The following is a 22753-nucleotide window of genomic DNA, read 5'->3' as shown; positions in this document are numbered from 1 at the left end:
GGACGGTGAGTGTGACCAAAGGAGCACTGGTTCCGGTCGCCTCATTCACCGACGTGGTGCGTTCCGCCGCTGCATTCACGGTCATCGCCCCTGTGCGCGGCTGGTTCCGCCCAACCGTGGAACTTGGCGCCTATGTGACGGCGGATGCCGTGCTCGGCTGGGTCGGAGGAACCAGGATCGCATCGCCCGTAGATGGAGTGGTCGAGGCCGTGGCCGACGCCAATGACGTCGCCGCGCACTATCCGGTGTTCTCCATCCGATATACCGGCATGTCGTCCACCGTGGATGCTTCGGCGCTGCTGAAAACCGTGGGGATCGACACCGTGTTGCGGGGGCGGTTCCAGATACGCGACGGCCAGGGGCCGACGGACTGCTTGGCCGTCGTGGAAACATCCGTGGCTGCGTTTTCGGCAGACGATACCGCGGATGGCGCGACGAACGGCATCGCCGCCGTGATTCCGGACGACGATGATGCCAGAAACGTCGTTGCGATCGGAGCCGGAACCATCGCCGGCGGCGACGATTCCTCCGACGCGACGCAATCTGGGGATGATGGTGCGGCGGGGTCCTCGTTGGTGCCTCAATCGTCGTCATCGACCATGCAGTGCCTGTTCCCCAAAGACGTGTCCGCGCGCACTGGGCAAAGCGTCACCACCGTATTACGGGCACCGCAGACCGAGCGATCGCTGATCGTGCCGATCACGGCCGTGGCCGGGCGGAGCGGTTCGGGCGAAGTGTTGAAGAAAACCGACGACGGTTTCGAGAAGGTCAAAGTGACCTTGGGAGCCTCGGACGGCACTTCGATCATCATCATGTCCGGATTGCGGGAGGGGGATGAGGTATCCGCGGCAGCGCCGAATCTCGTCCCTCAGTCGGTCGGATCATGACCGTGAACGTGTGCGGCGTTTCATCCGACGAACATCGTCTCCAAACGATGTCGGAGCCGCTGATCTCGCTTGACCACGTGAGCGCAGGCATACGTTTGCCACGAGGCGGCAGACTGATCACCGTAGACGATGTGACGGCGACGTTCCAACGCGGCACCTCCACGGCGATCGTCGGGGCATCCGGCTCAGGAAAAACCAGCCTTGCGTCGATCATCGGGCTGCTCAACGTCGACTTCACCGGTGAACTGCGCTTCGCCGGTGAGGACATGTCACGTTGCTCGGACGCGCGGCGCGCGAAACTACGCAACGGGCATATCGGTTTTGTCTTCCAGAACTACTCGCTGATCGATCATCTGAACGTGTGGGAGAACGTGGCGCTTCCGTTGCAATACCAAGGGCGTGCGAGACGTTTGGCGCAACGACGGATCGCCATGCGCAGATTGGCCGAAGTCGGTCTGCGGGATCGTGCCAAGGATAGGCCTTCGCGGCTTTCGGGCGGCGAGCAGCAACGTGTGGCGATTGCCCGGGCGTTGGTCGCGAACCCCGATCTGGTGATCTGCGATGAACCGACCGGTGCCTTGGACACGGTCACCGGACGTATGGTGGCCGACATGCTGTTTCACCAGATACGCGATCACGGTACCACGTTGATTCTTGTCACTCATGACCCGCGACTCGCCGCACGATGCGAACGTGTGCTGCACATGAGCCAAGGAGGGTTGCGATGCTCGGCATGATCGTCAACGATCTGCGTCTCACGCCGTTGCGTACGGCGCTCACCGCGATATCCATGCTGATCGGCATTCTCGCCCTGATCGCTTCGGTACTGATCGGCACGTTGGGAACGGATTATCTTCAAGCGGTGCATGCGAGGATGAACGGTCGTGAACCTACATGGTGCGCCACGATCAACGGCACCGATCCGGGGAACGCGAACGCCGATCTTGCGCTCATGGATGCTTTGGCCGCATTCCCGGACGGCGCGATGAGCGTCGCCTACCAGCAGGACGATTTGACGGTTCGTGCCGAGTCGAACGGCATGTCCGCGGATATGCACGCGGAGTTCATATTGACCGATGCCCAGAGGCTCGCCGTATTCCCGATGAATGTGGATGGCGGTTGGCTCACCGACGCGGACGGGTTCGCTCCGGTCGAGGTCGTTGCCAATCGTGCCGCGTCGAATCTGATCGGACGGCACGATGGCATGATGGTGATCGGGATGCGCGGCTCCGCACAACAGGTCTCCGCCCGTATCAACGGCGTTGCCAACGATGGAGCAAGTGATGCCAGACTGTACGTAAACGCCGCGAGCCTTGCAACGTTCGCGCCGCAACTGTGGAGTCCGCAATCGTTGTTGGTATATTGGCATGGCGACGAGTTGGATGATCGACAAGTGGTCGGTGCCCTGAACGATATGCTTGCCGATACCATCGGCGGCGTCGCGGCGGGATGGTCTCGCGTCGACGGCGCGCAATCGTATGCTTCGGTATTGCTGTTCCTGCAAGTCGGCACCGAGATCACCGCATTGCTGTTGCTGTTGGTCTCGGCCATCGGATTGGTGAACATCGGCCTGTCCGGCATCGAACAGCGTTCCCGTGAACTGCTCATTCGCCGAGCGCTCGGTGCCACGCGAACCGCCATCGCCGTATTGGTGGTCGGCTCGTCGCTGCTGCTCGGCATATTGGTCGCCGCAATCGGCATCGCCATATCGGCCGTGCTCGTCGCAGTCGTTCCGCCTTTGCTCACGCTGGACGTGCCGCTGGAACCATCGCGGTATCCGACGGATGCCGCGCTCGCCGCATGCCTGGCCGCCTGTGCGACGTCATTGTTCGGCTCGCTGGCACCGGCCATTAAAGCCGCCCGCCTGCAACCCGCGTTGGCGTTGCGGTGATAAGTTGCGGTGACAACGCGACCCGAAGTGGCGATCGGACCCATCCCGCGTGAAGAATACGGGCATGGTCGCGGGTTGCGGTTTCGCGTTGCAACATGCGTCCGGTAGGGTAGTGGGCTATGTGTGGAATCGTTGGATATGCAGGAAACGTTGAAACCGCGTGCGGCAAGCCCTTGGAAGTGTGCTTGCAGGGCTTGAAGCGCCTCGAATACCGCGGATATGATTCGGCTGGCGTGGCCCTGAGCGCCCCCGGCATGGAGCAGGTCGCCGTGCGCAAGAAGGCCGGCCGCCTCGCCAACCTCGTCGAGGACATCGAACGCAATCCGATGCCGCTCGCCACGGTCGGCATCGGGCACACGCGCTGGGCCACCAACGGCGAACCGTCCGACGTGAACGCGCACCCGCATACCAGCGCGGACGGCAAGGTCGCGATCATCCACAACGGCATCATCGAAAACGCCTCCCAGCTGCGCCTCGATCTGCAGGCCGAAGGCTACCGGTTCGCGTCGAGCACCGACACCGAGGTCGCCGCGAAACTGCTCGGCAAGATCGTGGATGCGATCATCGCGGAGGACGGCAAGCCCGACCTGTTCAAGGCCGTGCGCCGTCTGGCGCGCATGCTCGAAGGCGCGTTCACGATCCTCGCCACCGACTGCCGCCAGCCGGACATCGTCGTCGGCGCACGCCACGATTCGCCGCTCGTCGTCGGACTTGGCGACGGCGAGAACTTCCTCGGCTCCGACGTGGCCGCGTTCGTCGCGTACACGAAGCGCGCGCTCGAAGTCGACCAGGACCAGGCCGTGTGCGTCTCCGCCGCCAAGGTGATCGTCACCGATTTCGACGGCAACGTGATCGACGATCCGAAGACGTACACCGTCGACTGGGATGCGTCCGCGGCCGAAAAAGGCGGCTGGGACTCGTTCATGGACAAGGAGATCCACGAGGATCCGGCCGCCGTCCAGCGCACGCTGCTCGGCCGTCTCGACAAGCACGGCGACCTGAACCTCGACGAGGTGCGCATCGAGGAGCATGACTTCAAGGCGATCGACAAGATCATCGTCATCGCGTGCGGCACCGCGGCATACGCCGGCATGGTCGCCAAGTACGCGATCGAACACTGGGTGCGCATCCCGGTCGAGGTCGAGCTCGCGCACGAGTTCCGCTACCGCGACCCGATCCTGACCCCGCGCACGCTCGTCGTCGCGATCTCGCAGTCCGGTGAGACGATGGACACGCTCATGGCCCTGCGCCACGCCCGCGAACAGGGTTCCAAGGTGCTCGCGATCTGCAACACGCAGGGCGCGTCCATCCCGCGCGAATCCGACGCCGTGCTCTACACGCACGCCGGCCCCGAAGTCGCCGTCGCCTCCACCAAGGCGTTCGTCGCGCAGATCACCGCCGCCTACGTGCTCGGCCTGTACCTCGCGCAGGTCAAGGGCGCGATGTTCCGCGACGAGATCCACGCCACGCTCGACGCGCTCAAGGCCATGCCGCGCAAGATCCAGTGGATCCTCGACACGCAGACCAAGGCCGTGCAGAAAGCCGCCGAGCAGATGGTGAACGCGAAGTCGTTCCTGTTCCTCGGCCGCCACGTCGGCTACCCGGTGGCGATGGAAGGCGCGCTGAAACTCAAGGAGATCGCGTACACGTTCACGGAAGGGTTCGCGGCCGGCGAGCTTAAGCACGGCCCGATCGCGCTCGTGGACGAAGGCGAGCCGATCGTGTTCATCGTGCCGCCCGAACGCGGCCGCAACGTGCTGCACGCGAAGGTGATCTCCGGCATCGAGGAGGTCAAGGCGCGCGGCGCGTTCATCATCGCCGTGGCCGAGGAGGGCGATCCGGATGTGGAGCGTTACGCGGACGTCGTGTTCTGGCGACCGCAGTGCCCGACGTTGATGAGCCCGCTCGTCGACGTGGTACCGCTGCAGCTGTTCGCGATGGACATGGCCAAGCTCAAGGGCTACGACGTCGACAAGCCGCGCAACCTCGCCAAGTCCGTCACGGTCGAGTAGCGGTTCGTTATAACGGTTCTGGCGGTGAGATAGTTCCGGCGTTGGCCGGTGTCGACCGGCATGCATGTCGCTCGACACGCTCCGGGCCGCTCGGCCAAGTCATACGGTCGAGCAACATGCATGCCGGCCGACACCTCGTTGCGTTGGAATGTCACGTTTTATCTGTCTGTAAATACGGCTGGCAAACGTAACGTTGCGTATCGCTGAGGGAGTGGTCGGGGCATGCGTTGACCGACCGTATGACTCGGCCGAGCGGCCCGGAGCGTGTCGGGCAATGCATGCCCCGACCACTCCCGGTCACCGCTGGAACTGTGGAAAGTGCGGGTGAGCAGGTAAGATGACGCAACGGCATCGCTGGGTGACGGACGAGCCGCGGATTCCGTTTGATGTTGATGTGCTGTATGAGGATGCGGGGATCATCGTCATTGACAAGCCGCATTTTCTGGCGACCACGCCGCGCGGCATGTGGTATCGCGAGACGGCGTTGATCCGATTGCGCGAGCGGTATGGCGAGTCGGATATTGTGCCGGCACACCGGTTGGACCGGCTTACGGCCGGTGTGGTGGTGTTCGTACGTGACCCGGCGTTGCGCGGGGCGTATCAGATGCTGTTTCAGGAACGGCGCACGACCAAGGTGTACGAGTGTCTAGCGCCGGCCGCGCCGATTCGCAGGCCTCGGTACGGGACGGTCGCGTTGCTCGAGTCGCCGCGCGTGTTTCCGCTGCTGCGGCGCTCGCGCATCGTCAAGCAACGCGGGATATTGCAGGCGTACGAGGAGCCGGGCGAGGTCAATGCCGAGACGGTGATCAAACTGGGTGACGCTGGTGCCGTCGAAAAACGGAATATTCGTGCCTATACGTTGCATCCGCGCACCGGTAAAACGCATCAGCTGCGCGTCCATATGAACTCGCTCGGACTGCCGATCGTCGGCGACGACTTCTATCCGCGCATCATCGAACGCGCCTATGACGACTTCAGCCGGCCGCTCGAGCTCGTCGCCCGTCGGCTGTCGTTCATCGACCCCGTCACCCACGAACCGCGCACCTTCGTCTCCCGCATCCCGCTGGGCTAGGCGTTGAGATCGCGCACAGAAGCTCGTTCGATCAAGGTGGCGGGGATGGCATGCTTGACGCCGGTGGGCAGCGTCTCTCCCTCGCACTGGCGGGTCACCATCGAGAACGCCTCGCGGCCGATCCCGTCGAAATCCAGCCGCATTGTCGTCAATTCCAGCCGCGGCACCGTGCCGATCAGCGAATCGTCCACGCCGATCACGCTCACGTCCTCGGGCACGAGCTTGCCGGCCGCGCGCAACCCGAGCATCGCGCCGTACGCCATCTGGTCGTTCGCCGCGTACACCGCCGTGCAGTCCCGCTCGTGCGCGAGCGCCAGCCCGGCCTGATAGCCGCTGTCGGCCTCCCAATCGCCTATATACACCGGCGGCACCGGCAGTCCGCGTTGCTGCAGCGCCCGCCGCCAGCCGTCCTCGCGGTTCTCGGCCGCGACCGACGTTGACGGTCCCGCGATGTGATACACCGTGCGATGCCCCTTGCCGGTCAGATAGTCGACCACGGCCTCGGAACAGCCGTACTGGTCGGCGTCGACGGTGGGGCAGTGGTCGGTCGGCTTCTCCGAGATGATGACCACGGGCAGTTCGGCCGGCGGCTCGAAGGTCAGGAAATCGGCCGTCTGCTCCTCCATGACGACGATCACGCCGTCGACCGGCAGCTGCTTGACGCGGTCGACCGCCGCGCGCAGCGTGCGTTCGCGGCCCTGCCCGATCGTGAGCATCGTGATCGCGTAGCCGTGCTCGTTGGCGGCGGTGGAGATCGCGTTGAGGATGCGCACGTTGCCGTATGCGCTCATGTTGAACATGACCACGCCGATGTCCTTGAACCGGCCGTGCTTCAACGCGCGCGCCGCGTAGTTCGGCCGGTAGCCGAGCTTGCGCATGGCCGCCTCGACCTTCTCTCGGGTCGCAGCCTTGACGGCGGTGCTGCCGTTGGCGACGCGGGAGACGGTCTGCGGGGAGACGCCGGCTTCGATGGCGACGTCTTGCATGGATATCGTGGATGGACGGTTCATGATTCACTTCCGAACGGCGATGTTTTCGTTGCCATTATACGGGATGATGACGGGCGGTGAGGCATTTTGGCGGATCTGTAAAAGAATTTGCGATGATTTGTTCCGTACGGCGTGGCGCGTGGCTAGGGGTGCGATATGATGGCAGTGCGAAAGGAATGATAACGCAAACATTCGTGTTCCGAACAATGATGAAAGGACAGCAATGACGCAGCGCAGAGCGTTTCGCTGGCCGCAACCGCTTGAGGGCCAGACGGCCCGCATCTGGTACGGCGGCGACTACAACCCCGACCAGTGGCCGGAAGAGGTCTGGGACGACGACATCCGCCTGATGACCAAGGCCGGCGTGAACCTCGTCTCCGTCGGCATCTTCAGCTGGGCGAAGATCGAGCCGCGCGAAGGCGTGTTCGACTTCGACTGGCTTGACCGCATCATCGACAAGCTCGGCAAGGCCGGCATCGCCGTCGACCTCGCCTCCGCCACCGCCTCGCCGCCGATGTGGCTCACCCAGGCCCATCCCGAGGTGCTGTGGCAGGACTACCGCGGCGACGTGTGCCAGCCGGGCGCGCGCCAGCACTGGCGTCCGACCAGCCCGGTCTTCCGCGAGTACGCGCTCAAGCTGTGCCGCGCAATGGCCGAACACTACAAGGACAACCCGTACGTCGTCGCATGGCACGTGAGCAACGAGTACGGCTGCCACAACCGCTTCGACTACTCCGAGGACGCCGAGCGCGCCTTCCAGGACTGGTGCAAGGATCGCTACGGCACCATCGACGCCGTCAACGACGCGTGGGGCACCGCCTTCTGGGCGCAGCACATGAACGACTTCTCCGAGATCGTCCCGCCGCGCTTCATCGGCGACGGCAACTTCATGAACCCGGGCAAGCTGCTCGACTGGAAGCGCTTCAGCTCCGACGCGCTCAAGGCGTTCTACATCGCCGAGCGCGACCTGCTCGAGGAACTCACCCCCGGCCGGCCGCTCACCACCAACTTCATGGTCTCCGCCGGCGGCACCGGCCTCGACTACGACGACTGGGGCGCGGAAGTCGACTTCGTCTCCAACGACCATTACTTCACGCCCGGCGAATCCCACCTCGACGAGATGGCCTACTCGGCCTCCCTGACCGACGGCATCGCCCGCAAGAACCCGTGGTTCCTCATGGAGAACTCCACCGGCGCCGTCAACTGGCGTCCGATCAACTACCGCAAGGAGCCGGGCCAGCTCGTGCGCGACGCCCTCGTGCACCTGTCGATGGGCGCGAACGCGATCTGCTACTTCCAGTGGCGGCAGTCCAAGGCCGGCGCCGAGAAGTTCCACACCGCGATGGTGCCGCACGCGGGCGAGGACAGCCAGGACTTCCGCGACGTGTGCGAACTCGGCGAGGACCTGCAGCGCCTGGCCGACGCGGGCGTGCTCGACACCACGCTCGCCAAGTCGCGCGTGGCCGTCGTGTTCGACTACGAGTCCGAATGGGCCACCGAACACACCGCCACCCCGACCCAGCAGGTGCGCCACTGGACCGAGCCGCTCGCATGGTTCCGCGCGCTCGCCGATCTGGGCGTCACCGCCGACGTGGTGCCGATCCGCTCCGACTGGGACACCTACGAGGCCGCCGTGCTGCCGAGCGTGTACCTGCTCGACGAGTCCAACACCCGCCGCGTGCGCGACTACGTCGCCAAGGGTGGCAAGCTGTTCGTGACTTACTACACCGGCATCTCCGACGAGAAGGACCACATCTGGCTCGGCGGCTACCCCGGTTCGATCCGCGACGTGGTGGGCGTGCGCATCGAGGAGTTCGCGCCGATGGGCACTGACTTCGAGGGCGCGCTCGACCACCTCGAGCTGACCAACGGCGCGGTCGCGCACGACTTCGCCGACGTGATCACCTCCACCGCTGACTCCGCCCGCGTGCTCGAGACGTACAAGTCCGAACCGTGGGTCGGCATGAACGGCGTGCCGGCGATCACCGTCAACGAGTACGGCGACGGCAAGGCCGCGTACGTCGGCTGCCGACTCGGCCGCGAGGGCCTGGCGAAGAGCCTGCCCGAGCTGCTCGAGGCGATGGGTGTCGACGTGGCGTCCGGCGAGGCGGGCGCGGGCGACGTGCTGCGCGTCGAGCGCACGAACGAGGCCGGCGACGTCACGTTCCACTTCCTGTTCAACCGCACGCACCACCCGGTGAGCGTGCCGGCCGACGGCGAGGTCGTCGTCGCGTCGCTCGCGCACACCGGCGACGACGGCACGGTGACGATCGACCCGAACGGCGTCGCCATCGTCAAGCGGTAGCCCAGTAACGCTACTGATCAGCGGCTCTTCTTGCGGGTATACCGTGAGAAGAGCCGTTTTCTTATGCCGTCTTATGACTCGGTGTGTACACTCGATACGGACATCGACATCTCGAATCAGGGGAGCGGCGGCATGACTGCACGACGGTTGACCGGACGGACGCAAGGACCAATGACACGCATCATGGCCGCGATCCTGTCCGTCGTCTGTCTGCTTGCCGTCGCCGCATGTGGCCAACGCGACACGCGCACCGAAATCGTCGTCTGGTCGTGGGAACCGAGCATGAAAGCCCTGGCCGAGGCGTTCGAGGCGGCCAATCCCGACATCCGCGTCACCATCAGGGACACGAGCGGCTACGAGAACCTCAACAGCGCCATCCAGGACGGCTACGGTCTGCCCGACGTCGCCCAGCTCGAATACTTCGCGCTGCCGCAGTACGCGGTCAGCAGCCAGCTGCTCGACATCACCGACCGCGTGGGCGGCTACGGCGACTTCTACACGCCCGGTTCGTGGGGTTCCGTCCAGCTCGGCGGCCGCACGTACGGCCTGCCTATGGACTCCGGCCCGATGGCGTTCTTCTACAACAAGGACGTGTTCGAACAGGCCGGCGTGGACGCCGCGAAGATCCGCACCTGGGACGACTATTACGAGGCCGCGAAGAAACTCAAGGCGATCGACGTGTACATCGCTGCCGACTCGGGTGATGCGAGCTTCTACAACGCGATGATCTGGTTGGCCGGCGGCCGCCCGTTCCACACGTCATCGGACGGCAAGACCGTGACCGTCGACCTGACCGGCGACGACGGCACGCGCACGTTCACTGAATTCTGGCAGAAGATGATCAACGAGGGACTGGTCGACACGACCAGCAAGACATGGTCGGACGGCTGGAAGAAGAAGCTCGGCGCCGGCACGGTCGCCTCGGTGTTCTCCGGCGCGTGGATGCCGTCGCTGTTGCTGTCGGACGTGCCGGGCGGCGCCGGACTGTGGCGCGTCTCGCAGATGCCGACCGAAGACGGGCGCGAAGCCACTTCGGAAAACGGCGGATCGGCGCTGAGCGTACTGCAGTCGACCCGCAAACCGGACGCCGCGTTCCGGTTCGTGGACTACGTGTGCCACAATGCGGCCGGCATCGCCACGCGCATCGATGGCGGCTCGTTCCCCGCAGACAAGGCCACGCTCGCCGACGCGGACTTCGCCAACAAGACCACCGTGCGTGACTCGCGCAACATCGACATCGCGTATTTCGGCGGCCAACAGTACAACAAGGTGCTTTCCGAAGCGGCCGAAAACGTGACGACCGGCTACCAGTACCTGCCGTTCGAAGTCTACGCGCGCAACGATTTCAGCGCGACCGTCGGCAAGGCGTACGACTGGTCTGCGGCCAAATACCAATACGAAAGCATCAAGGACCGCATCGAGGCCGGCGAGACCAAACCCAATGGCAAGCCGCTCACGCTGCCCAAGCACCCGGGCAAGCGCATCACGCTGCTCGACGGCATCACCTCATGGCAGAAGGATCTCAAGGAATACGGTTTCAACCAGGGCTTCACGATCAAGTGAGATTGTCCAGGTGTCGTGCGAGTTCGCGTGCATTTCGTCGGAGCAATGTCATTTCGAGCGAGGCGAAGCCGAGTCGAGAAATCTTCACACCCGTTGATCGGCGGGAGATTTCTCCGCTCGCTCACGCTCGGTCGAAATGACAGGGATCTTGTTACGTTCGGTCGAAATGACGGATTCTCTTACTCCCGGTCTGTATGACGGTGTTTACCTATTTCTGCTACCGTGCGGTATTGCGCTCGTAGATCGCGGCCATGCCCTTGAAGATCAGGTCCGGGTCGTACACGTCGATCAGCTGCGTGTCGTTCTCGAGCACGCGGCCGAGCCCGCCGGTCGCCACCACTTGGAAATCCTCACCGATCTCCTCGTGGAACTGTCGGATCGTGCGCTCCGTGCCGCCTAGGAAGTTGTAATACAGACCGGCCTGCATCGCGGTGCGCGTGTTCGTCGCCAGAATCGAATTCGGCCGCGTGATCTCCACCTCCGGCAGCTGTGCCGTCTCACCCCACAAGGCCGCGGCGGCCGTACGGATGCCGGTCGTGATGATGCCGGCCGTGATCGTGCCCTTCGCATCCACGTAGTCGAACGTCGTCGCCGTGCCGAAATCGACCACCAGCACCGGCCCGCCGTACGTCACGTACGCGCCGACCGAATCCGCCAGCATGTCCGCGCCGAGCGACTTCGGATCGTCGATGCGAATGTTGATGCCGGTCTTGACACCGGGGCCGACCACCATCGGATCGACGTCGAGGAACTTGATCATGCTCGCGCGGAACGAATGCATCACTTTCGGCACCACCGAACAGATGATCACGTCGTCCACGTCGTCGGGCGAGAACCCGCTCAGCTCGAGGAACTGCATGATCATCAGGCCGTACTCGTCCGACGTGTGGTTCGCCTTCGTGGTGATGCGGTACGTGCCCACGATGTCGCCGCGATCCAGAAAACCGAGCACGATGTTGGTGTTGCCGATGTCGACCGCGACAAGCATGAGATTTCCCTTCTGCCGAGTGGAATGCGCTGGATATTCAGTGTAGTCGGTGCGGTAGGGTGACGCATGTGAACGACGACGAAAAACCTGTTGTGGAGGAACCTGCGGCCGCGCGATTGGATCGGCGCGGCGTGCTCGTGCTCGTGGCCACCGGACTCGCGTGCGGACTGCTGTCCGGCCTGTTCGGCATCGGCGGCGGCACGATCATCGTGCCCGCGCTCGTCTGGCTCGGTCTGAGCCAACGACACGCGGCGGCGACCTCGCTCGCGGCCATCGTGCCCACGTCAATCTCCGGCGTGATCTCCTATGCCACGGAAGGCAACGTGAACTGGCTGGCCGCGGCCCTGCTCGCCCTTGGCGTGATCGCAGGCAGCCAGCTTGGATCATTGTTGCTCAGCCGCTTGCCCGAAGTCGTGCTGCGATGGGTCTGGGTGGCGTTCCTCGTGTTCGTGATCATCCAGCAGGTCACGTTCACGCCGCCGCGCGAAGGGCATCTCGTGCTGCACGTGTGGTCGGGCGTGTTCCTCGTGCTGCTCGGCGTGGTGACGGGTGCGCTCGCCGGCGTGCTCGGCATCGGGGGAGGGGCGATCATGATGCCGGCGCTTTCGTTCCTGTTCGGCGCGAGCGACCTGATGGCGCGTGGCACGTCGCTGCTGGTGATGTTCCCCGGTGCGATCTCCGGCACGGCGGCGAACTGGAAACGGCGGATCGTACATCTGAAGAGTGGGCTGATCATCGGCTGTTGCGCTGTGGTGACCGCGCCGCTCGGCACGATGATGGCCGGCTGGCTCACCCCGCGCGCCGGATCGCTGCTGTTCGCCGCGTGGCTCGCGTTCCTCGCCGTGCGCAGCACGATCTCCGCGCTCAGGGTCACACGATCCGTGCGCGCCGGCTCCTGATCGCAAGGTCCCTTCCCGGGCATACGGCCGGTTCGAGGGTTCAAACCGGCCGTAAGCCCGGGTGGTTGGGTTGGTTTCCCGGGCTTACGGCCGTTTTCGGTGTGTAAACCGGCCGTATGCCCGGGTAGTTGGGTTAAGTTCCCGGGCTTACGGTCGGTTTGGAGGTTCAAAGCGGCAGTATGCCCGGGAAGAGTGGGCGTATGCTTGGGGCTGGATTGCTCCTTCCCGGGCTTACGGTCGGTTTGGAGGCCTAGAACGGCAGTATGCCCGGGAAGAGTCCGGAAGAGACATGTAGCCGTGGATGATGGGATGTCGTCGGCGTGTTGTGACGTGGTTTCCAGCGAAATCACATCGATGAGGGTAGGATGGGAGGCGTTGTAACCGACAAGGGTGCGGCACGGCGCATGGTTGCGCAGTCGCATCGCTGTTTCGAAGGAGAACCAGTATGGTCTATCGCATGATTTTCAATCAGACCGCGTATTTCGGCCGCGGCGCCATCAAGGAGATCCCGGCCGTCGCGAAGTCGCACGGCTTCACCAAGGCGTTCATCGTCACCGATCCGGTGCTGCTGGAGACCGGCACCGCCGAGAAGGTCACCAAGGTGCTCGACGAGGCCGGCATGCCGTATGAGGTGTTCTCCAACGTCAAGCCGAACCCGCCGGTCGAATGCATCCAGGACGGCGTGAAGAAGTTCGCCGAGTCCGGCGCCGACTTCCTGATCGGTCTGGGCGGCGGCTCGCCGCAGGACACCTGCAAGGGCATCGGCATCATCACCGCCAACCCGGAGTTCGCCGATGTGCTCTCGCTCGAAGGCGTCGCGGACACGAAGAACCCGTCCGTGCCGATTTTCGGTGTGCCGACCACCGCCGGAACCGCCTCCGAGACGACCATCAACTACGTCATCACCGACACCGCGAACAAGCGCAAGTTCGTCGCCGTCGACCCGCATGACATCCCGATCGTCGCGTTCGTCGACCCTGATCTCACGGACTCCATGCCGCGCGGCCTCAAGGTCGCCACCGGCCTCGACGCCCTGACCCACGCGATCGAAGGCTACATCACGCCGGGCGCGTGGAGCCTGTCGGACTGCCTGTCGATGCAGACCATCCGCATGATCGCCAAGAACCTCGCCAAGTCCGCCGACGGCGACATTCCGGCCGGCGAACAGATGGCGTACGCCTCCTACATCACCGGCATGGCCTACTCGAACGTCGGCCTCGGCCTCGTGCACGGCATGGCGCATCCGCTGGGCGGCCGTCTGGGCGTCGCGCACGGCGTGGCCAACGGCATCCTGCTGGCCCCGGTCATGGAGTACAACAAGGACTTCACCGGTGAGAAGTACCGCGACATCGCCGACGCGTTCGGCGTGGCCGACGCGTACACCGGAGACCTCGAGACGGTGCGCGAAGAGGCCGTGCAGGCCGTCCACAAGCTGACCGTCGATCTCAAGAACCCGACCACGATCTCCGAGGTCGGCGCCACCGAGGCCGACCTTGAGCCGCTCGCGCACGATGCGTTCAACGACGTGTGCACGCCGGGCAACCCGCGCAAGGCCACCGAAGAGGACATCCTCGCGATCTACAAGTCGCTGATGTGACGTCCGTGATCGGATGAGACGCATGATGGGGCAAAACCGTGATCGGTTCCGCCCCATCATTGTTTCCGTGGAAAAACGGTCTGATGGTTTCTCCGGAAACGTACCAAACGGCGAATCCGAAGACGGAATACCAAAATTCTCCTGAAAACGATGATTGAAATGGGTGAATCCAAGTATGCTGATTTCGTGCCCATAGGCGCGATTGACTATGGGTCATCCATGTCCCCTGTCCTGTATTACCAGACAAAAACTCATGTATTTTATTCCGATAAGGGTTCATGGGGTAAAACGGTCGGACCGAGCCCTGCCTCCGTTTCCTTCTGCGTTGTGCTGGCTTGCATCGTCTTTCGTTGGCTTGATGGCATATTAGGAGATTCGCCGTATCGTCATCTTCCAGTTATTGTCTGCATCGTTCTTGCATGCTCGGCGGTGGCTTCGATCGGAGTGACGCATCGGTATTGGGAACGAAGATCGCTTGTGGAGTATGATGTCGAACACGTTAGCTCCGATGTCATATACTCCTCAACCATGCGAAACGCTTTTATCGTTCTTAAGTTTTCCGTATTCTTTATTTTGCTTGATATTGTTTTGCTGCTTTTATATTTGTATATAACCAGCATTGCATTGCTGATTTGTTGGTCGATGATGACTTTCATATGTATGTTTTTCGGTTACGCTTCTCGCCCAATTGCACGTTTCCGGCTACTATATATCTGGAAGTCGAACATTGGTAATTGAGGATATCGGAGCGTCAACGGAGACGGGGAATATCAATGAGCCGGGCAGGAAACCGCCGATGGGCGGCATACGTGGCGGCATTGGCGACGATCGCGGCCATCATCACCGCAGTTTGCGGATGCGCCGCTCCATCATGGTTCGCGCATCATGCCGATACGGGCGCGAGCGGGTCGGATGTCGACGGCACCGGAAACGAAACGTTTTCGGATTGGCCGCCATATGCGAAGCAAAGATACGACATGGAGGCCAAACCCACCGCGCGGCAGATCACGATAGCGAAGGCGCTGCTAAACGATCGTCAGGAACGGGATGCGGGCGTCGCTGGCATGGAAGCGGGCTGGAGTGACGTGCAGCTGTTCCGTCTGGTCACGTTGGCGGAGACGCTGCTTGACGGGATGTCGGAACGGTACGGCGTGAAATTCCAGGCATCCGAAGGATTCCATAGACCGGAACTGCTCGACCCGACATGGTGGATCAACGTGACGCCCACGTCCGGGTCGCTGCAGGGCGAGGTATTCGAAGTGGACTATGTGGACAGGGACGGTTCCGAGCCGTACGTCGCGGACACGTATTTCACCGCGTTGCGCAAGGACGATTACAACAGCCATCTCACGGCGCGAATCGAACGGTTCCTTGCGGCGCATCCCGATCTCGACTGCGTTTATCAGATCAGCGATCCCACCGGTCCGAAGAATGAGACCCAATGGGAGTTGTCGCCGTCCGTTGCAGCCGACGATCTCGCCTCGTATTTCGTCGGCAGCGCGGAAATCTACATCTCCCCGACAACCGTCACCGATCGTGACCGGTTCGCCTCGCTCGTATCGGCATTCATCACCGGCATGCGGAATGAGGGACTGAATATCCACTACGAGATCGCGCAGATCACGCGCATCGACGGCGACAAGTTCACCGTCAAGGCCGCGCGGGACGCGATGCGTCATTCGACGCAGACGCCGGCGTGGGATTCGTGGTATACGGGAGGGTTCACCGCAAGCGCGGACGCCTCCGATCCGGAAATCGTCAGGGACGGCGAATGACGACCATGCGCATTGACTCGCGCGACCCCGCCGTGCCGGCACATCCGACTTACCCTGATCGGCTCCCTGCTCCTAGCCGTCGCGTCTCATGCGCCTTTATGCGCGATCGGCTTCCACTGGGCCTTGGCGAAGATCGCCTGGAACGAGATCGGCACATAGCTCAGCATGTAGATCGGGAAGCTCAGCACATAGGCGAGCAGCTCCTTGTTTGTCGCGCCGATATGGTCGCGTTCCACGATGATCGTGAGCGCGGCGAGCGCCATCATCGTCACCACGGCGGTCACGATGCTGGACGCCCATCCGCCGAGCGAGGCGACCTGGCTCTGCCATGTCACGAATCCGCACGCGGCGAACAGCCATCCCAGGATCATTCGGGCGATCGCCAGCACGGTGAACGGGCACAGCAGCAGTGTGAAGTCCACGGCCGAGAAGTCGCGTTCGCGCACCGCGCGTTTGATGAGCGCCGGGCCGTAGTAGCGGAACACCTGCAGGAACCCCTTGCTCCAGCGAAGCCGCTGCCGCCAGCTTTGCTGGAAGGTGACCGGCTGTTCGTCGTACAGCATCGCGGTGCCGCAGTAGCCGATGCGGTCGCCGTGCAGCACCGAGTCCATCGTGAATTCGAGGTCCTCGGTCAGCAGGTGGAATTTCCAGCCTTTGTTGCGCTGCATGACCTCCTTGGAGAACATGAATCCGGTGCCGCCCACGTGGCAGCTGGTGCCCAGGCGCATGCGCGAGGCGGACAGGAAGCGCGATTCGCGGATGAACCACAGTGCTGAGCCGGACGATACCCAGTTGTCGGACAGGTTGACCGAGTTGCGGTAGCTGGTCAGGATCCTGAACCCGGACTGGAACGCCTTGTTCATTTCCTCGAAGTAGTTCGGGGCGAGCCGGTTGTCGGCGTCGAACACGAAGAACGCGTCGTACTTGTCGCTTGCGCCGGTCTCGTTCATCTGGTCGAGCAGGTAGGTGAGTGCGTAGCCCTTGCCGACCAGCTCCTTGTTGAAGCGTTCGATCACGTGGCAGCCCTTGGAACGGGCCAGATCGGCGGTGTGGTCGTCGCAGTTGTCGGCGACGAGCCAGATGTCGATGAGCCGGTTCGGATACGTTTGCGTCTGGATGTCACCGATGAGGTTGCCGATGACGCTCTCCTCGTTGCGTGCGGAGATGAGGACGGCGTAGTGCCGGTCCATCGGCGCGTCGGGGAACGTGATCGGCTTGGAGACCAGCGAGATGACCACGCAGATCGCCTGGTATCCGATGCCGACCGTGCCGACGATGTACATGAGGATGTCGAGGATGGATAACAGGGCCATCAGCGCCACCTGCTTCTTGGATTGTCGTCGGATGGGGTGCGCGTGGCGTCCTGCGTGCGGTCGGCCGCGTCGTGATCGGCGTTGCCGTCGGTCGTGCCGGTTGCGCCGGCCGCCGTCGTATCGTCGTCGGACGTGTCTGCCATCTTGCCGTCCGTATCGTCGGTGCCGTTCAGTCCTGCCAATCCGCCGTGCCGCGTCTCGTCCCACTTGCCGAGCACGCCCTTCGGGATCGCCATCGTCTCCGAATCGTCCAACTGCTCCGACGTCGGCATCCGATATACCTGCTCGGTCAGATGGCGCAGCTCCTCGTCGATCGGCACGCGCGCGCTCGACCCCTTCGCCGCGCGCGGCATATGGTCGGTGACCGGCTTGAACACGTGCTCTCCGATCGCCTCCGCGCCTTCGACCACCTTCGACTTCTTCACCGTGTCCGGGTCATACAGCAACGGCGAATCGACCAGCTCGTAGCGTTTCGTGTACACCTTGAAGATCGCCTGCAGGCTCGCGGTGATCGGCAGCGCGAGGAATGCGCCGAGCGCGCCGAACACCGAACCGAACACGAGCACCGCGAGGAACGCGATCGCCGGGTTCAGATCCATCGTGCGCTGCGAGATCTTCGGAGACAGGATGAGGTTCTCGAACTGCTGGTAGACGGTGATGAACACGAGCACGCCCACCGCATACAGCACGCCGTTCGACCCCCATGCGAACACGACCGGCAGCGCGCCGCCGATATACGTGCCGACCGTCGGAATGAACTGCGATACGATGCCGCAGAACAGGGCGAGCGGCAGCCAGTACGGCACGTGGATGATCTCGAGGAAGATCGCGGTGCACGTCGCGTTGATGAGTGCGAGGATCGAACGGGAGAACAGGAAGCCGGAGATCTGGTCCTGCACGATCGTCCACGCAAGCAGGAAGCGGCGCTGCTGGCTGTCGCCGAGCCACTGGCACATGCTGCGGCGCATCTTCGGGCCCGCCGCGGAAATGTAGTACGTGACCATCACGATGGTCATCAGGTCGAGCAGCGCGCTGAACAGGCCCATCGTGGTGCTCACGGCCTGGCCGGCGAAGTTCGCCACCCACGAGGTCTGCAGGTTCTTGACGATCTCGCCGCCGAGCGCGTCGATCTCGGGCATCTTGAACGACGAGTACTGGTTGACGAGCGCGACGATCTGGTCGTAGAGGGCGGGAATGCCCTTGACCATCGAGATCACCTGCTGAACGAACATCGAACCGAACAACGCGAACAACGCGCAGATGATCACCGCAAGACCGACCAGGCTGACCGCGGACGCGACGCCGCGCTTCCAGCCGTGGCGGATCATGATGAGCACCATCGGTTCGATGGCGAGCGCGATGAAGATCGAGATGACCAGATCGAGTACGATGTAGTCGATCTTCGCCCACGAGTTCCAGACGAAGTAGGCGAGGAACACGGCGATCACGGCGTAGAGGAGTCCGCGGCCCCACCAGTCCGGCGGTCTGCGCGAGTCCCCCTTCGCCGGGAACACCGACGCGAAATCGATTCTTTGGTCATCCTGTCCAGTCATGGCTCCCTATTCTAACGGCGGGCGGTCATTTCGGCGGGGAGGTTGCGGTGATCTCGTCCGTGCGGATGATGCGGGTGTTCGTGCGGCGTTTGTATGCTGAAGATATGCTGAATGTTTCGATCGTCATTCCCGCGTGGAACGAATCCGAGCGCATCGCCGACTGTCTGCTGAACACGGTCCGGCAGACGGTGATGCCGTATGAGGTGATCGTCGTCGACAATCGGTCGACCGACGACACGTGCGCGATCGTGGAACGGTTCATGGCCGAACACCCGGAGGCGCCGATCAAGCTGCTGCATCAGAACGAGGAGCAGGGGCTGATCCCGACGCGCAATTTCGGTCTGAACGCGGCCACGGGTGACGTGTTGGGCCGTTTCGACGCGGACTGCATGATCAAGCCCGATTGGGTGGAGGTCGTGTCGGGCATCTTCACCGAGGACCCGGAGGCGATGGGCGCGACCGGTCCGGTGATGTACTATGACATGCCGTCGCGGCATTTCGGCCTGAAGGGCGACAATTCGATCCGCAAGCGCATCTACCGTGCGGACGGCGGTCAGCCGCTGCTGTTCGGCTCGAACATGGCGGTGCGCTCGAGCGCGTGGCGGCAGATCGCGGGCGAGGTGTGCCGCGACAAGTCGGACGTGATGCATGAGGACATCGACCTGTCGCTGCATCTGATCGGCAAGGGGCTCAAGACCGTGTATTCGCCCCGCATGATCGCGGGCATGAGCGCGCGGCGCATGGACACGTCGTTCGGCTCGTTCCTCAACTACATGCGCCGTTTCAAGAACACGTTCGACGCGCATCCGCAGCATTGGCGCAAGCACAAGCCGGAGATCCTGTTCACGGCCATGTACCCGGCGATGCACCTGTTCTACCCGGTGTGGCAGAAGGTGCTCAACACGGCGGACATCAACCCGGCCGAGGCGGCGTGGATCAACGAGCAGATGAAGATCGCCGAGAAGCAGGGCCATGAACTGTACGACGAGACGCCCACCGACGAGGAGTACGACGAAAAGCACGAGTAGCATCGGTCTGCGGTATGACGGCGTGTTGCGGCTTGCTCGGCTAGAGTTGGATGCATGAGTGTAGACAACACGCAGGGGAATGTTGGATTTCCGACTCAACCGACGATGCCGCAGCCGATGGGGGTTCCGGCCGGGACGCCCATGACGGCGGCAACGCAGCAGACGCAGACAGTACCGTCGCAGTTCGCGCAACCGTATCCGTCATATCCGTATCCACCGCAGCCGGTCCCGCCGAATCCGGCGGCGGCCATGTCGATCCGCGGCCTGTGCAAGCGATTCGATCAGAAGATCGCCGTCAACGGCCTGTCGCTCGACATTCCGGTCGGCTCGTTCTACGGACTCGTCGGCCCCAACGGCGCGGGCAAGACCACGACGCTCAACATGGTGACCGGTCTGCTCGTGCCCGACGCGGGTCTGGCGATGATCCTTGGCCACGATGTGTGGCGCGACGTGAACACGGCCAAACGCATGATCGGCGTGATGCCGCAGCCCGACCAGATCTTCGACCGGCTCACCGGCCTGCAGCTGCTCGTCTACTCGGGCATGCTGCGCGGCATGGGACGCGCCGAATCGGTGCGCCGCGCGAACGACCTGCTCGCCGCGTTCGATCTCACGCAGGCCGCGAACACGATGGTCACCGACTATTCGGCCGGCATGACCAAGAAGATTTGCCTCGCCTCCGCGATGATCCACAGCCCGCGCATCCTGGTACTCGACGAGCCGTTCGAATCGGTCGACCCGGTCTCCAGCGCGAATCTCAAGGACATCCTCATCGAATACGCCAAGACCGGCGGCACGGTCGTCATCTCCTCGCATGTCATGGCATTGGTGGAGAAGATGTGCACGCATGTGGCCGTGATCAACAACGGTCAGGTGTGCGCGGCCGGCACCGTGGACGAGGTCGCGGCCGGCGAGGATCTGGAGGACCGGTTCCTGCAACTGGTCGGCGGCCGGCACGAGGCCGCGCACCTGAGCTGGCTCGACGGCGGCGCGAATACGGTGGTACCGTCGAGCGTCGATGCTGTGTCATCTCGACCGGAGCGTAGCGAAGCGGAGAGATCTGATCAGGTTGTGGGCGCGCAAGATTTCTCGACTTCGCTTCGCTCCGCTCGAAATGACAATGAAAACGAGCATTCCGTCGAACGTGGCCATGAGGAGACGAATGGCAACGGTTGTAACGCGGGAGAGACGCGATGACCGCCGCGCTCACGCTCGTGCGCATGCGCTGGGCGCTCACTTGGGCGACGCTGCGCAAATCCGTATGGCAAACCATCGGCTATGCGATCGCGCTCGTGATGGCGGCCGGCACGGTTGTCGGCGTCGCCGTGATGGCATGGTTCATCGGCGACCTGCCGCCGTTCGTCCCGTCCCAAGCCCCCGGCTTCCCGCCGGTCAACATCCTCGGCCCGTCCGGCGTCGTCAACTCGGTCGTCGTGCTGGTCGGCGCGTTCCTCACGCTCGCGGTCGGCCTGTTCCAGATCATGCTGATCGGCGAAGGCTCCACGATGAGCCCGCGCAAGTTCGCGCTCTACGGCATTCCCGACCGCGAACTGCAATTCGGACTGCTCTTGTCCGGCCTGACCGGCACGCCCGCGATCACCGGCCTGCTCTCGCTCATGCTATGGGCCATGGCCTTCCGCATGTTCGGCCCCGCCATCGTCATCGTCGCGCTTGCCGCAGCTCCGATTGCCGTCCTCACGATGATGAGCGTGTCGAAGATGCTGCTGTCGCTGTCGACCGTACTCGTCACGTCGAAACGCGGCACCGGCGTGTTCTATATCGTCATCGTCATGCTGTTCGTCAGTCTCATGCAGATTCCGAGCATCGTGCTCAATTCCGGCGCGGCGGACGGGTTCAGCCTCGACGGCGTCGCGCTGGTCGCGTCCCTCGTCGCATGGACGCCGTTCGGTGCGCCGTTCCAGCTGCCGTACGACGCGATGCTCGGCGACTGGCCGGTGTTGCTCGCACGCATCGCGATCCTCGCGATTGCCTGGATACTGTGTTTCATGGTGTGCACGTGGTGTCTTCGCCGTGAACGACTCACCGTGGGCGCAGGGGACAAGGCCGTGAAAACGAAGGGCATCGGCGCGTTCGGCTGGATGCCCGACTCGCCGTCCGGCGCGGTGTCCGCCCGACTGCTGACCTATCTCAGACGCGACCCGCGGCAGGCCATGATGTTCGTCATGCCCGTGTTCTTCCTCGTCATCTTCTCGCTGCAGGCGCACGGCATCAGCGGCATCGTCTGGCAGGTGCTCATCTGGTCCGGCTGGGGCATGGCGATCGTCGAAAGCAACGGTTTGGCCTACGACGGCCGTGGTTTCACCATGCAGGTGATCGCCGGCGTGCCCGGGTTCACCGACCGCATCGGCCGCGTGCGCGTCTACGCGTCCATCATCGTCGTCTATATGGCCATACTGTTCGTCGCAGTCGCGGTCATCACCGGCGACTGGGCGCGGCCGGGCGGCCTCGTGACCGGACTGACGTTCGCCGCCGCCGGACTCGGCGTCGCGTTCAGCGGACTCGGACTGGCCGAGATCACGTCGTGCGTGCTCATGTATCCGGTCGCCTCGATGGACAAGCCGTTCTCCTCGCCGCAGGGCCGCATGGTCGCGCAGGGATTCTTCCCGTTCGTGTACCTGATCGGCAGTTTCCTCGCCATGCTGCCGACCGGCATCACCGCGATTATCATGATCGCGGTCTTCCCGACCTCGTTCGGCACGATCTACTGGCTACTCATCCCGATCGCGCTGCTCAACGGCGTGGGCGCGCTCGCGCTCGGTTCGTGGCTCGGCGGTAAGCTGTTGGACGCGCGGATGTTGTCGGTCGTGCATACGCTCGACTCGTTCGCATCATTGCAGAAGTAAATCGGCAAGGAGAGTGA

17 protein-coding genes are annotated in these 22753 nt (G+C 63.3%); 13 read left to right on the top strand and 4 right to left on the bottom strand.

Annotated features, from left to right (window positions below; genetic code table 11):
* The first annotated feature begins 11 nt into the window (after positions 1 to 11).
* The 5 genes from KIH76_RS02125 to KIH76_RS02105 all read left to right on the top strand — a co-directional run bounded on the left by KIH76_RS02125 (position 12) and on the right by KIH76_RS02105 (position 5862).
* A complete protein-coding gene (locus KIH76_RS02125) occupies positions 12 to 887 on the top strand; it encodes an efflux RND transporter periplasmic adaptor subunit (protein WP_219069047.1) in 876 nt (291 codons plus the stop codon).
* A gap of 47 nt (positions 888 to 934) precedes the next feature.
* A complete protein-coding gene (locus KIH76_RS02120) occupies positions 935 to 1624 on the top strand; it encodes an ABC transporter ATP-binding protein (protein WP_219069191.1) in 690 nt (229 codons plus the stop codon).
* On the top strand, positions 1612 to 2778 hold the full coding sequence (locus KIH76_RS02115) for an ABC transporter permease (RefSeq protein ID WP_219069045.1): 1167 nt from the start codon (positions 1612 to 1614) through the stop codon (positions 2776 to 2778). Before KIH76_RS02120 ends, KIH76_RS02115 begins: the two co-directional genes overlap by 13 nt.
* A gap of 119 nt (positions 2779 to 2897) precedes the next feature.
* Complete coding sequence (glmS, locus tag KIH76_RS02110) at positions 2898 to 4790, top strand: glutamine--fructose-6-phosphate transaminase (isomerizing) (protein ID WP_214374209.1); 1893 nt, start codon at positions 2898 to 2900, stop codon at positions 4788 to 4790.
* Between the two features lie 337 nt (positions 4791 to 5127).
* Entirely contained in the window at positions 5128 to 5862 is a 735-nt protein-coding gene (locus tag KIH76_RS02105; RefSeq protein WP_219069043.1) for a pseudouridine synthase, read from the top strand.
* Here the strand turns inward: KIH76_RS02105 and KIH76_RS02100 are convergent.
* On the bottom strand, positions 5859 to 6848 hold the full coding sequence (locus tag KIH76_RS02100) for a LacI family DNA-binding transcriptional regulator (protein ID WP_219069190.1): 990 nt from the start codon (positions 6846 to 6848) through the stop codon (positions 5859 to 5861). The two genes, KIH76_RS02105 and KIH76_RS02100, sit on opposite strands and share 4 nt — an antisense overlap.
* Positions 6849 to 7074: 226 nt before the next feature.
* Between KIH76_RS02100 and KIH76_RS02095 the strand changes: the two genes are divergently transcribed.
* Both KIH76_RS02095 and KIH76_RS02090 read left to right on the top strand, forming a co-directional pair.
* The gene (locus tag KIH76_RS02095; protein ID WP_219069041.1) at positions 7075 to 9156 is read left to right on the top strand and encodes a beta-galactosidase; all 2082 of its coding nucleotides are present in this window, start codon (positions 7075 to 7077) and stop codon (positions 9154 to 9156) included.
* A gap of 183 nt (positions 9157 to 9339) precedes the next feature.
* Positions 9340 to 10719: an ABC transporter substrate-binding protein gene (locus tag KIH76_RS02090; protein WP_219069189.1), complete on the top strand. Its 1380-nt coding sequence runs from the start codon at positions 9340 to 9342 to the stop codon at positions 10717 to 10719.
* Positions 10720 to 10936: 217 nt separating this feature from the next.
* On the opposite strand, the gene KIH76_RS02085 is transcribed toward KIH76_RS02090, so the two are convergent.
* The gene (locus tag KIH76_RS02085; protein ID WP_214374212.1) at positions 10937 to 11707 is read right to left on the bottom strand and encodes a type III pantothenate kinase; all 771 of its coding nucleotides are present in this window, start codon (positions 11705 to 11707) and stop codon (positions 10937 to 10939) included.
* 68 nt (positions 11708 to 11775) lie between these two features.
* Here KIH76_RS02085 and KIH76_RS02080 point away from each other — a divergent pair, with 68 nt between their 5' ends.
* The 3 genes from KIH76_RS02080 to KIH76_RS02065 all read left to right on the top strand — a co-directional run bounded on the left by KIH76_RS02080 (position 11776) and on the right by KIH76_RS02065 (position 15978).
* Entirely contained in the window at positions 11776 to 12606 is an 831-nt protein-coding gene (locus KIH76_RS02080; protein WP_214374213.1) for a sulfite exporter TauE/SafE family protein, read from the top strand.
* A gap of 445 nt (positions 12607 to 13051) precedes the next feature.
* Positions 13052 to 14203 carry a lactaldehyde reductase gene (fucO, locus tag KIH76_RS02075; RefSeq protein ID WP_219069039.1) on the top strand — a complete coding sequence of 384 codons (1152 nt, stop codon included), beginning with the start codon at positions 13052 to 13054 and terminating at the stop codon, positions 14201 to 14203.
* Between the two features lie 773 nt (positions 14204 to 14976).
* A complete protein-coding gene (locus KIH76_RS02065) occupies positions 14977 to 15978 on the top strand; it encodes a hypothetical protein (RefSeq protein ID WP_219069035.1) in 1002 nt (333 codons plus the stop codon).
* Positions 15979 to 16064: 86 nt separating this feature from the next.
* On the opposite strand, the gene KIH76_RS02060 is transcribed toward KIH76_RS02065, so the two are convergent.
* Together KIH76_RS02060 and KIH76_RS02055 are read right to left on the bottom strand one after the other, a co-directional pair.
* Entirely contained in the window at positions 16065 to 17291 is a 1227-nt protein-coding gene (locus KIH76_RS02060) for a glycosyltransferase family 2 protein (RefSeq protein WP_219069034.1), read from the bottom strand.
* A complete protein-coding gene (locus KIH76_RS02055; protein WP_219069032.1) occupies positions 17291 to 18844 on the bottom strand; it encodes an AI-2E family transporter in 1554 nt (517 codons plus the stop codon). The genes KIH76_RS02060 and KIH76_RS02055 overlap by 1 nt, the downstream gene beginning before the upstream one ends.
* A gap of 104 nt (positions 18845 to 18948) precedes the next feature.
* Between KIH76_RS02055 and KIH76_RS02050 the strand changes: the two genes are divergently transcribed.
* From KIH76_RS02050 to KIH76_RS02040, 3 genes are all read left to right on the top strand, one after another.
* Entirely contained in the window at positions 18949 to 19872 is a 924-nt protein-coding gene (locus KIH76_RS02050) for a glycosyltransferase family 2 protein (protein ID WP_214374218.1), read from the top strand.
* 105 nt (positions 19873 to 19977) lie between these two features.
* Entirely contained in the window at positions 19978 to 21069 is a 1092-nt protein-coding gene (locus KIH76_RS02045; protein WP_420829246.1) for an ABC transporter ATP-binding protein, read from the top strand.
* Positions 21066 to 22736 carry an ABC transporter permease gene (locus KIH76_RS02040; protein ID WP_214374219.1) on the top strand — a complete coding sequence of 557 codons (1671 nt, stop codon included), beginning with the start codon at positions 21066 to 21068 and terminating at the stop codon, positions 22734 to 22736. Before KIH76_RS02045 ends, KIH76_RS02040 begins: the two co-directional genes overlap by 4 nt.
* Positions 22737 to 22753 lie beyond the last annotated feature (17 nt).

The sequence above is a fragment of the Bifidobacterium simiiventris genome, assembly GCF_019331715.1.
GTDB lineage: Bacteria > Actinomycetota > Actinomycetes > Actinomycetales > Bifidobacteriaceae > Bifidobacterium > Bifidobacterium simiiventris.
The sequence above is the reverse complement of the archived record's forward strand: the minus strand, read 5'-3'. Positions and strand labels throughout refer to the sequence as shown.

What these genes read in the sequence shown, in the direction of transcription:
- KIH76_RS02120 (WP_219069191.1), top strand. Translation starts at nt 935, where the DNA reads ATGTCGGAGCCGCTGATCTCGCTTGACCACGTGAGCGCAGGCATACGT.
- KIH76_RS02115 (WP_219069045.1), top strand. Translation starts at nt 1,612, where the DNA reads ATGCTCGGCATGATCGTCAACGATCTGCGTCTCACGCCGTTGCGTACG.
- glmS (WP_214374209.1), top strand. Translation starts at nt 2,898, where the DNA reads ATGTGTGGAATCGTTGGATATGCAGGAAACGTTGAAACCGCGTGCGGC.
- KIH76_RS02105 (WP_219069043.1), top strand. Translation starts at nt 5,128, where the DNA reads ATGACGCAACGGCATCGCTGGGTGACGGACGAGCCGCGGATTCCGTTT.
- KIH76_RS02100 (WP_219069190.1), bottom strand. Translation starts at nt 6,848, where the DNA reads ATGCAAGACGTCGCCATCGAAGCCGGCGTCTCCCCGCAGACCGTCTCC.
- KIH76_RS02095 (WP_219069041.1), top strand. Translation starts at nt 7,075, where the DNA reads ATGACGCAGCGCAGAGCGTTTCGCTGGCCGCAACCGCTTGAGGGCCAG.
- KIH76_RS02090 (WP_219069189.1), top strand. Translation starts at nt 9,340, where the DNA reads ATGGCCGCGATCCTGTCCGTCGTCTGTCTGCTTGCCGTCGCCGCATGT.
- KIH76_RS02085 (WP_214374212.1), bottom strand. Translation starts at nt 11,707, where the DNA reads ATGCTTGTCGCGGTCGACATCGGCAACACCAACATCGTGCTCGGTTTT.
- fucO (WP_219069039.1), top strand. Translation starts at nt 13,052, where the DNA reads ATGGTCTATCGCATGATTTTCAATCAGACCGCGTATTTCGGCCGCGGC.
- KIH76_RS02065 (WP_219069035.1), top strand. Translation starts at nt 14,977, where the DNA reads ATGAGCCGGGCAGGAAACCGCCGATGGGCGGCATACGTGGCGGCATTG.
- KIH76_RS02060 (WP_219069034.1), bottom strand. Translation starts at nt 17,291, where the DNA reads ATGGCCCTGTTATCCATCCTCGACATCCTCATGTACATCGTCGGCACG.
- KIH76_RS02055 (WP_219069032.1), bottom strand. Translation starts at nt 18,844, where the DNA reads ATGACTGGACAGGATGACCAAAGAATCGATTTCGCGTCGGTGTTCCCG.
- KIH76_RS02050 (WP_214374218.1), top strand. Translation starts at nt 18,949, where the DNA reads ATGCTGAATGTTTCGATCGTCATTCCCGCGTGGAACGAATCCGAGCGC.
- KIH76_RS02045 (WP_420829246.1), top strand. Translation starts at nt 19,978, where the DNA reads ATGCCGCAGCCGATGGGGGTTCCGGCCGGGACGCCCATGACGGCGGCA.
- KIH76_RS02040 (WP_214374219.1), top strand. Translation starts at nt 21,066, where the DNA reads ATGACCGCCGCGCTCACGCTCGTGCGCATGCGCTGGGCGCTCACTTGG.